This is a genomic window from Pseudoalteromonas fuliginea, from assembly GCF_000690055.1.
In the GTDB taxonomy this organism is placed as follows: domain Bacteria; phylum Pseudomonadota; class Gammaproteobacteria; order Enterobacterales; family Alteromonadaceae; genus Pseudoalteromonas; species Pseudoalteromonas fuliginea.
Genome location: NZ_JJNZ01000235.1, coordinates 1 through 295 on the forward strand (window position 1 = coordinate 1; position 295 = coordinate 295).

The window sequence follows — 295 nt, forward strand, 5'->3', positions numbered from 1 at the left end:
GCAAGATGGCGCGCCGGACCTATGAGGCCGAAAAGGCCCGCTTGCAGGCCGAGCTGTTGAAGGTTCAGATCTGGGCACAGGACACCGGGCAGAAATTTGCCATGGTGTTTGAAGGGCGTGATGCGGCCGGTAAGGGGGGCACGATCAAACGCTTTACCGAACACCTGAACCCGCGGTCTGCCCGAGTTGTCGCTTTGAACAAACCCACAGACGAAGAACGCGGCCAATGGTATTTTCAGCGCTATATCAATCATCTGCCGACCAATGGTGAGATCGTTCTCTATGACCGTTCTTG

General features: G+C 55.9%; 1 protein-coding gene. It reads left to right on the top strand.

Annotated elements, in window-relative coordinates:
- Positions 1 to 295 (top strand): polyphosphate kinase 2 family protein (locus DC53_RS00090; protein ID WP_033032652.1); only part of this gene is annotated, 295 nt, incomplete at both ends.